Here is a 9,112-nt window from a genome sequence, read left to right on the forward strand (position 1 = left end):
GACGGGGACGGGGCCGCCGACGCCCACCCCGTCGGCGGCCCCGTCCCCGTCCTCGGTGGCCGTTCCCGCGTACCGCAAGGCGACGCGTGACGTGCCGAGGAACCACACCTCGCCGGTCCTGATGATGCTCCTGCTCACAGCCCCGGCGGTGCTCGCCGTCGCCGTACTGCGCCCGCGTTCCCGCTGATCCACGGAGACACCATGTCGGAATGGCTCGTACTGAGTATCGCGATGGCCGCCGTCTGCGCGGTCGTCCTCACCATCGTCGTCTACAGCAGCCGTCATGTCGGCGCCGACGACGACACCAGCGGGACCCCGGACGTCATGGACTACATGACGATGATGATCGGCGTGATCTACGCCATCGTGCTGGGGCTCGCGATCGCCGGCGTCTGGGAGGGCCGCAGCGCGGCCCAGGACTCCGTACGCCAGGAGGCCCAGGCCCTGCACGAGGTCTCCCAGCGGGTCCAGGTCTACCCGGCGGCGACGCGGGAGAAGATCCGCGACGACGTGGACGCCTACGTCTCCTACGTCGTCCGTACCGAGTGGCCGCACATGTCGGACCACGAGGCGCTCAGCAAGCGGGGCACCGAGCTGTTCGACCGCATCCGCACGGACGTCACCCGGTTCGAGCCGCACACCGACCTCGAAGGCCAGGCATACCAGCCGGTGCTCGACCAGGTGGCCGCCGCCGACGACGCGCGGGGCGCCCGCGGGGAGAACGCGGGGGCCACCATGCCGGGGGTGGTCTGGTTCGGCCTGATCATCGGGGCGGTGGTCACGGTGGGGCTGATCTTCGTGCTCCAGATCCGCCGCACTGTCCGCGAACTGCTGCTCGCCGCCCTGTTCAGCATCCTGATCTCCTTCCTCCTCTTCCTCATCTGGGACTTCGACGCGCCCTACGGCCGGGGCATCGGCGCGACGGCGGGACCCTTCCTCGATCTCTTCCCGCACATCGGCTCCTGACCGGAGAGCGAAGAGACAGAGAAGGGGAAAAGGGAAAAGAGGAAAGCGGAAGAAGACGAAGAGACAGAAGAGAAAGAGGAGAAGAGGAGACGGAGCGGGACCACGTAGAAGGGGACGGGAGAGGCACGGAGAGGGCACGGAGGTCCGCCGACCGGGGGACCTCCGTGCCCCATTCGACCGTCAGCGATCGCGACTGTGGTAGGGCGCTCCTAGCGTGTGCGGCATCGAGGCGCATGTACCGGCTTGTGTGGAAAACGGTTCCGCAGCTGCTCCTCGGGGACCCGGAGGATGCACCATGCGCGCGATATCCGCCCCGTCCGCCGCGCTGCTCGCGGTGGCCGCACTCGCCCTGACCGCGCCCACCGCGACGGCCGCGGTCGACGGCGGCACCACTCCGTTCGGCTTCAGCGTCACCCCGGCCACGGTGGCGCCCGGCGGGCGGGTGACGCTCGGTGTCACCAACTGCGCCTCGACCGCGACCGCGTCCTCCGGGGTCTTCGACACCGTCAACATCCCCGCGGGCCGCACCGCGCTCGCCACCGTCGACTGGGACGCCAAGCCGGGCGCCGCCTACCAGGTGACCTTCGTCTGCAACGGGGTCACAGGCAGGACCGACCTCAGGGTCTCGGGCGCCACCCGGGCCCCGAGCGCCACACCGGCCCGTACGGCCGTGGCCACCGCGACGGCGACGGCGAGGTCGACCTCGACGGTCGTGCCCAGCGGGGTCAGGGGCGGTCTGGGCGGCAGTGTCGGTGTGAGCGCCGGTGAACTCGCCGCCGGAGCCGGGCTGATCGCGGCCGCGGCCCTGGGCACCGCGCATGTGGTGCGGCGACGGGCGGGCGGCCGCGCCCACTGATCCCTCCCGTACCCGCTCACCGCGCCCCGTGCGCACACGCGCACGGACGTCTGTCGCCCCGAGTCCTCCGCCAGGACTCGGGGCGACAGGCGTTCGTGCGCGTGGGGCGGGACTCCGGCCCCGGGGCGTACGGGTCAGACGCCCGCGCCGCTCGTCCGGCGACGGCGTGTGACGAAGAGCGAACCGCCCACCGCGGCCGCGGCGACCAGCCCGCCGCCGACCGCCACCTCCGTGGAACCGGGGCCGACGGAACCGCCGAGACCACCGAGCGCGCCCCGCCCGTCCAGTACCCGGAACTGGTGCGTGGCCACGCGGTCGTTGTCGCTGCACCGCACGGCCAGGTTGTAGTGGCCCGGGGTGGTGCGGTCGTGGATGCGGACCCTGGCCGAGGAGTGTCCCGACTCGTTGTCCGACAGCTCCGCCCTGGAGAAGGCGTTGGACGTGACGCTTCCCCCGTGGCCGCAGCCGGAGACACGGATGTGGAGCGTCCCGCCCTGGTGGACCTCGTAGGGGTTGACGGTGACGTCTCTGGGACCGTTGGTGGCGGCGGCGAGCGGGGCGGAGAGCGCCACGGCCGCGCAGGCGGTCGCGGTCACCGCGAGAGCGCGTGAAGCACGCATCGTTGAACCTCCAGAGGAAGACGCCCCAAAGCGGTGCTCCGGGAAATTCGACGAGTACGCCTTCCATGACGAACCCTCACCGCGCGAGCGGAGCGGCGCATTTCGGTACGGTCCGCCCCGATGCGGCGACACGCCGTGCGACGGCGCCGGGGGCGGGCGGAGCCGCAGGTCACAGACCGTCAGAAATCTTATGGACGCCATGCCCTCCAATGGGTCACCCCGCCCGCCCGCGCCACCCGTTCGCGCGCCAGTGATCGCCGCCCCGGCTCCGCGCCCTTACCGTGCCAGCAGACGCCACGAAGGGAGACCCATGGGCCAGGACCATTACGTCCCGGAGTCGAGGAAGCGCTCGCCCTGGGGCGTTCTGGCTCTCGTGATGCTCACCGGCATCGCGCTGATGCGGAACGGGATCGACACACCACTGGGACCGCCGCAGCCCGCCGCGGCCGCCTCGGCCGGCCTGGCCGACCCCGCCGCGCTCGCCACCACCACCGTCCCGGTCGTCGAGCCGCTGCCGTACGCGCCGATGTCCCGGGTGCGCATCCCCGACCTGAAGGTCGACACACCGGTCGTGGACGTGGGACTCGACCCGGACGGCTGGATCGCCGCTCCGCCCGCGCAGGACCCGAACCTGGCGGGCTGGTACCAGAACGGTGTCGCGCCGGGCCAGCGGGGCACCGCCGTGGTCGTCGGCCATGTGGACAACCGCACGGGACCCGCCGTCTTCTACGGGCTGGGCTCGCTGGAGAAGGGCCGGCACATCGAGGTGGACCGGTACGACGGCCGCACCGCCGAGTTCGAGATCTACGGGGTCGAGGTCTACGCGAAGAACGACTTCCCCGGCTCCCGGGTGTACGGCGACACCGGCCACGCCGAACTGCGGGTGATCACCTGCGGCGGCGGGTATTCGCGGGCCGGTGGCTACGACGGCAACGTCGTCGTCTTCGCCCGGCTGGTCAGCACCCGCTGACGGCCCCGGGCGCCTGTGCCCGGGGCCCGCGGGATCAGCGGTGCGGCACGGCGACGCGGTAGCCGGCGTCCAGCAGCCGGGGCAGATAGCGGCGCAGCGCCACCACGCTCTGGGTGCGGTCGCCGCCCGCGTCGTGCGACAGGATGACGACCCCGGGACCGGCGCCCTCCACCACCCGGCGGACGATGGTGCCGGTCCCCGGGGTCGTCCAGTCCAGCGAGTCGACGGTCCAGGCGAGGGGCTCCATGCCCAGTTCGGCGCCGACCTCGAAGGAGTGCCGGTTCCAGGCGCCGTAGGGAGCCCGGTACCAGAGCGGCGCTTCACCGATGGTCGCGGACACCACGTCGCTGGTGCGGGCCATCTCGCCGCGGATCCCGGTGCGGGTGAGCCTGGTCATCAGCGGATGCGACCAGGTGTGGTTGCCGATGACATGGCCCTCGTCGGCGATCCGGCGCAGCAGGTCGGGGTTGTCGTGCGCCATCTCGCCGCAGACCATGAACATCGCGCGTACGTCGTACTGGCGCAGCGTGCTGAGGATCGCGGGGGTGTAGGAGGGGTCGGGGCCGTCGTCGAAGGTGAGCACCATGGTGTCGCCCAGCTCCGGCAGTTCGAGGATGGGCTTGACCCGTACCGGTGGCGCCGCTCTGCCCGGTCCGGTGCGTGCCCCCTCCGTCATGGGCTGGAGCCGGTACGCGGAGGGCCGCTGGGGGGCGCTCGCCGGGGCTCCCGCCGCCGGGGATCCCGCCGCCGGGGAAGGGGCCGCGGCGCGGTCGGGGGTGTGGGCCTGTCCGGCGGTCAGCAGCCGGGTGGCGAGGGCCACTCCGAGACAGGCGCTGATGCGCAGGACGGTACGCCGCTCCGGAAGCATCTGGTCCTTTTTCATGACCAATGGCTCGCACGGCGACCGCTCCGCGTCGCTCCCCCACACCGGTCGTCCCGGGGAAAGCACCCGATGGGGCGAGTTCCGAGGCCGGGGTCAGCCCCCGCGCACCAGCGGGAAGGGCAGTGTCTCACGGATGGTCAGCCCGGTGAGGAACATGACGAGCCGGTCGACGCCGAGGCCCAGTCCGCCGGTCGGCGGCATGGCGCACTCCAGCGCGTCGAGGAAGCCCTCGTCCAGCTCCATCGCCTCCGGGTCGCCGCCCGCCGCCAGCAGGGACTGTTCGGTGAGCCGCCGCCGCTGCTCCACCGGGTCGGTCAACTCCGAGTAGGCGGTGCCGAGTTCGACTCCGTACGCGACGAGGTCCCAGCGCTCGGCGAGACGCGGGTCGTGCCGGTGCGGGCGGGTGAGCGGGGAGACGTCGGCCGGGAAGTCCTTGTAGAAGACGGGTGGCCCGGTCCGCGCCTCGACGAGCCGCTCGTACAGCTCCAGGACCACCGCTCCCCGGCCGGCGCGGTGGGAGTGCGCGAGCCCGGCCCGGTCGCACAGGCGGCGCAGCTCCCGCTCGTCGCTGTCGGCGTCGATCTCCTCGCCGAGCGCCTCGGAGAGGGCCCCGTACACCGTCCTGACCGGCCACGGGCCGGAGATGTCGAGGACGGTGGGCTTGCCATCGGGGCCGGTCACCCGGGCGATCTGCGCGCCGAGGGCGGCGGTGGCGGCGCCCTGGATCAGCTCGCGGGCCAGGTCGAGCATCAGGTCGTAGTCGGCGAACGCCTGGTACGCCTCGACCATGGTGAACTCGGGGTTGTGCTTGGCCGAGACGCCCTCGTTGCGGAAGTCGCGGCCCAGTTCGAAGACCTTCTCCATGCCGCCGACGCACAGCCGCTTCAGATACAGCTCGGGCGCGATCCGCAGATGGAGGTCGAGGTCGTAGGCGTTGATGTGGGTGGTGAAGGGGCGGGCGTTGGCGCCGCCGTGGATCTGTTGCAGGATCGGCGTCTCGACCTCCAGGTATCCGTGGTCGAGCAGGCCCTGGCGCAGCCCCTGGACGGCGGCGGAGCGCACCCGTACGGCGTCGCGGGCGCCGGCTCTGGTCACCAGGTCGAGATGGCGCGCCCGGATCCGGGCCTCGGGGTCGGCGAGGCCGCGGCGTTTGTCGGGCAGGGGGCGCAGGCACTTGCCGGTGAGCTGCCAGGCGGTGGCGAAGACGGTCGGCTCGCCGCGTTCGCTGACGCCGAGCCGGCCGGTGGCGGTGATGTGGTCGCCGAGGTCGATGTCGTGGGTGAAGCGGGTGAGGAGGTCAGCGGCGGTGTCGCGGGTGAGGGCGATCTGGAGGTCGCCCGACCAGTCGCGCAGGACGGCGAAGACGATGCCGCCGAGGTCCCGTACGGCCATCACCCGTCCGGCGGCGGTGACCGGTGCGCCCGCGCCGGTGCGCGGACCGCCCGGCGGCGCGGGGTGCGCGGCGCGGATCTGGGCCAGGGTGCCGGTGCGCGCGGCGGCCTCGACCGGGTAGGGGTCGGTGCCCTGGGCGCGCAGCCGTTCGAGCTTGCGGTGGCGCACGCGTGTCTGCTCGGGCAGCTGCCGCTCCCCCGTGCCGCCCGCCGGGGCCGGGGGTACGGCGTCGGGGGCGGCGGGCGGGAGTACGACGGGCGCGGCGCCGCCCGCGCCGCGCACCCCGCGGTGCCCGTGGCGCCCGGCGAGGAAGCGGGGTACGGGGACGAATCCCTCGACGATCCCGGAGGCGAGCGCGACCCTGGCGAGCGACCCGGCGTCCGCGTAGCACAGGAAGCGCGGGAACCACTGCGGCCGGTACTTCACGTTGGAGCGGTACATGGCCTCCAGCTGCCACCAGCGGGAGAAGAACAGCAGCAGCCCGCGCCACAGCCGCAGCACCGGTCCCGCGCCGATCCTGGCGCCCTCCTCGAAGGCCGAGCGGAAGACGGCGAAGTTGAGCGAGATCCGGCGGACGCCGAGCCGGGGTGCCCGGTCGCACAGCTCGGCGACCATGAACTCCATGACCCCGTTGGGGGCGGCGCGGTCGCGGCGCATCAGGTCCAGGGAGATGCCGTCGCCGCCCCAGGGGACGAAGGAGAGCAGCGCGATCAGGCGGCCCCGCGCGTCGACCGCCTCGACCAGCAGACAGTCGCCGTCGGCCGGGTCGCCGAGCCGGTCGAGCGCCATGGAGAAGCCGCGTTCCGCCTCGGTGTCCCGCCAGGCGTCGGCCCGCTCGGTCAGCTCGGCCATCTCCTCGTCGGTGAGGGCCGAGTGACGGCGGACACGGGTGGTGGCGCCCGCTCGGCGGACCCGGTTGACGGCCTGCCTGACGACCCGCGTCTCGCGGCCCGCCAGTTCGAACCGGTCGGGGCGCAGGATCGCCTCGTCGCCGAGTTGGATGGCGCCGAGCCCGGCGCGCGCGTAGGCGGTGGCGCCCGCCTCCGAGGCGCCCATCACGGCGGGGGCCCAGGCGTAGCGGCGGGCGAGTTCGAGCCAGGCGTCGATGGCGGGCGGCCACGCCTCGCGGTCGCCGACCGGGTCGCCGCTGGCCAGGCAGACCCCGGTCTCGACGCGGTAGGTGACGGCGGCCTTGCCGCTGGGCGAGAAGACGACGGCCTTGTCGCGGCGGGTGGCGAAGTAGCCGAGGGAGTCCTGTGCCCCGTACGCGGCCAGCAGGGCGCGGATCCGCGGCTCCTCGTCGCCGTGCAGGGCCGACTCCATGCGCTGGGAGCGGAAGAGGGAGCCCGCGGCGGCGAGCAGCGCCAGCGCGCCGAACAGTCCGAGGAGGAAGAACAGCGGCCGGGGCGGGGCGCCGTCGAAGTTGCCGCCGGAGGCGAGCCCGCCCAGCACCCGGTCCGCCGCCCACGGCAGCCGCTGGCCGGGGACGAGGGTGCCGGGGAACGTCTCGACCAGGCCCCAGCCCAGCAGGATCCCGGCGGCCAGGGAGAGGACCAGCACCAGCAGGGCGCGCAGGAAGGCGCCGTGGCGGGTCTCGGCACGGAAGTGGCCGCGCGCGAGGACGAGGAGCGCCAGCGCGGCGCCGCACACCACCATATTGGGGATCGCCGCCCACTCCTCAAGGGTCACCAGCGGTACGTCGACCAGGACGAGCAGCCCCAGATAGACGATGACCAGCCACCAGGCGACGCGCTTCCTGGCGCCGAGGGCCGCGGCGAGAAACAGCAGGAAGACGGCGTAGGCCAGGTTGGCGCTGACCGGCACGACGACGAGGTCGAGGAAGAGGGTGAGCGGGGCGGCGGCGCGGCGCAGCGGGGCGATGAGCGCGATCACCGCGCAGTAGAGGCCGAGGACGACGAAGAACATCGCGAACGCGCCCGGCACCCGGCGCAGAAAGCGGTCGCGGGCGGACGGGGACTCCTGCGCGCGGACACTCATGATCCGACTCTAACGATCTGTGTGCGCCGGGGAGCGGATCAGCGCGCGGCGTCGGATGCGGTGCGTCGCGAGGCGCGGGGGTATTCCCGTACCGGGCGTAGGGGAATGTTCCGACGACGCGGCGAGCTGCCGTGGCCGTCGGCGCGCGCCCGCCGGGGATCGCGGGACAGCTCTGGGGGAGACCGCCTCCGGGGCGGCCGTCGGGAGCCGGTAACCTGCCTGCCGTGACCGACCAGCAGCACACTCAGTTCGAACGCGGGACCGACGGCCCGAAGGTGATCGTCGTCGGCGTGGACGGCTCGCAGTCCTCGTTCCGCGCCGCCGCGTACGCGGGCGGTCTCGCGCGGCGGCAGAAGGCGCTGCTCGCCGTCGTCTACGTACAGCCCGTGATGGCGGCCGGTGCCTCCCTCGGTGTTCCCACCGTGGCCACGACCGGGGAGATCGCCGAGGAGCTGGTGCGGGAGATCCGTACGGCCATAGAGCGCGTCAAGGACGTCTGGGACGTGCGCTGGGAGTTCCACACGTTCCACGGCGACCCGTACAACGGCCTGGTCACGGCGGCCGAGGAGCTGACGGCGGACGCGGTGGTGGTGGGCGCCTCTGAGTCGGCGGGACACCGGATCGTCGGCTCGGTGACGGTGGTGCCGTAGGCGTGTGTGACCCGAACGCCGACGCCGCTTTCTGTCGCCCGGCCAGTCCGGCGGTCTCCCGGTCAGTCCGGCAGTTTCTCCATGTGTGTGAGGACGCGCTGGGAGAGATTGCCGAGTGTGCTGAGCTGGTGTGGGGTCAGGGCGTCGACGAACAGACGTCGGACCTGCTCGACGTGCGGGGGCGCGGCCTCTTCGATCGCCTCGTAGCCGGCGGGGGTGGCGACGACGAACGCTCCGCGCCCGTCTTCGGGGCAGTCCTCCTTGGCCACGAGCCCGCGTTTGGTCATCCGGGTGACCTGGTGGGACGCCCGGCTCTTCTCCCACTCCAGAAGTTTGGCCAGCTCCAGGAAGCGCATCCGGCCGCCCCCTCGCTCGGTGAGGCTGACCAGCACGACGAAGTCGGAAGCGGACAGTCCGGACTCTGCCTGGATATAGCGGGAGAGCCGTCCGACGAGCGTCTCCTGCATACGGATGAAGCTGTCCCAGGCAGCCTTCTCTTCTGGATTGAGCCAGCGTGGCGTCGCGTCCATGACCGCACCATAACAAAATTGTTGATAGCTCACCTACTTGCATGAATCGCTCGTCGGCTTCCGGGGGACTCAGATGGGGGCCCAGGCGGGGGCTCAGGTGGCTCAGGCGGGGGCTCAGGTACGGACGAAGACCGACCAGACCATGCGGATCGGCCGCAGCCGTGAAATGAAGCGAAGTCCGTGCCGCGTGGCGGCCGGTTCGGTGGTGAGCGCGAGGTCGTAGCGGTGCTCGGCCACGGCTCGGGCC

Annotated in this window: 8 protein-coding genes; 4 read left to right on the forward strand and 4 right to left on the reverse strand. The window is 72.6% G+C overall.

Going from position 1 to position 9,112, the window contains the following annotated elements:
* The first annotated feature begins 201 nt into the window (after positions 1–201).
* Together DVH02_RS33545 and DVH02_RS33550 are read left to right on the forward strand one after the other, a co-directional pair.
* Positions 202–966, forward strand: a complete 765-nt coding sequence (locus DVH02_RS33545; protein ID WP_114627608.1) for a bestrophin-like domain — start codon at positions 202–204, stop codon at positions 964–966.
* Positions 967–1,261: 295 nt separating this feature from the next.
* Positions 1,262–1,822 carry a hypothetical protein gene (locus DVH02_RS33550; protein WP_114627609.1) on the forward strand — a complete coding sequence of 187 codons (561 nt, stop codon included), beginning with the start codon at positions 1,262–1,264 and terminating at the stop codon, positions 1,820–1,822.
* Between the two features lie 134 nt (positions 1,823–1,956).
* On the opposite strand, the gene DVH02_RS33555 is transcribed toward DVH02_RS33550, so the two are convergent.
* Positions 1,957–2,442, reverse strand: coding sequence for a hypothetical protein (locus tag DVH02_RS33555; RefSeq protein ID WP_114627610.1), 486 nt, complete (start codon positions 2,440–2,442; stop codon positions 1,957–1,959).
* Positions 2,443–2,752: 310 nt separating this feature from the next.
* On the opposite strand from DVH02_RS33555, the gene DVH02_RS33560 reads away from it, so the two are divergent.
* Positions 2,753–3,412, forward strand: a complete 660-nt coding sequence (locus tag DVH02_RS33560; protein WP_114627611.1) for a class F sortase — start codon at positions 2,753–2,755, stop codon at positions 3,410–3,412.
* Between the two features lie 34 nt (positions 3,413–3,446).
* On the opposite strand, the gene DVH02_RS33565 is transcribed toward DVH02_RS33560, so the two are convergent.
* Both DVH02_RS33565 and lysX read right to left on the reverse strand, forming a co-directional pair.
* On the reverse strand, positions 3,447–4,295 hold the full coding sequence (locus DVH02_RS33565) for a polysaccharide deacetylase family protein (RefSeq protein WP_114627612.1): 849 nt from the start codon (positions 4,293–4,295) through the stop codon (positions 3,447–3,449).
* A 93-nt stretch (positions 4,296–4,388) separates the two neighbouring features.
* On the reverse strand, positions 4,389–7,685 hold the full coding sequence (gene lysX, locus DVH02_RS33570; protein WP_114627613.1) for a bifunctional lysylphosphatidylglycerol synthetase/lysine--tRNA ligase LysX: 3,297 nt from the start codon (positions 7,683–7,685) through the stop codon (positions 4,389–4,391).
* A gap of 224 nt (positions 7,686–7,909) precedes the next feature.
* On the opposite strand from lysX, the gene DVH02_RS33575 reads away from it, so the two are divergent.
* The gene (locus DVH02_RS33575) at positions 7,910–8,335 is read left to right on the forward strand and encodes a universal stress protein (RefSeq protein WP_114627614.1); all 426 of its coding nucleotides are present in this window, start codon (positions 7,910–7,912) and stop codon (positions 8,333–8,335) included.
* A gap of 62 nt (positions 8,336–8,397) precedes the next feature.
* Here the strand turns inward: DVH02_RS33575 and DVH02_RS33580 are convergent, their stop codons facing one another.
* Positions 8,398–8,865, reverse strand: coding sequence for a MarR family winged helix-turn-helix transcriptional regulator (locus DVH02_RS33580; RefSeq protein ID WP_114627615.1), 468 nt, complete (start codon positions 8,863–8,865; stop codon positions 8,398–8,400).
* Positions 8,866–9,112 lie beyond the last annotated feature (247 nt).

The organism is Streptomyces corynorhini (assembly GCF_003346515.1).
In the GTDB taxonomy this organism is placed as follows: domain Bacteria; phylum Actinomycetota; class Actinomycetes; order Streptomycetales; family Streptomycetaceae; genus Streptomyces; species Streptomyces corynorhini.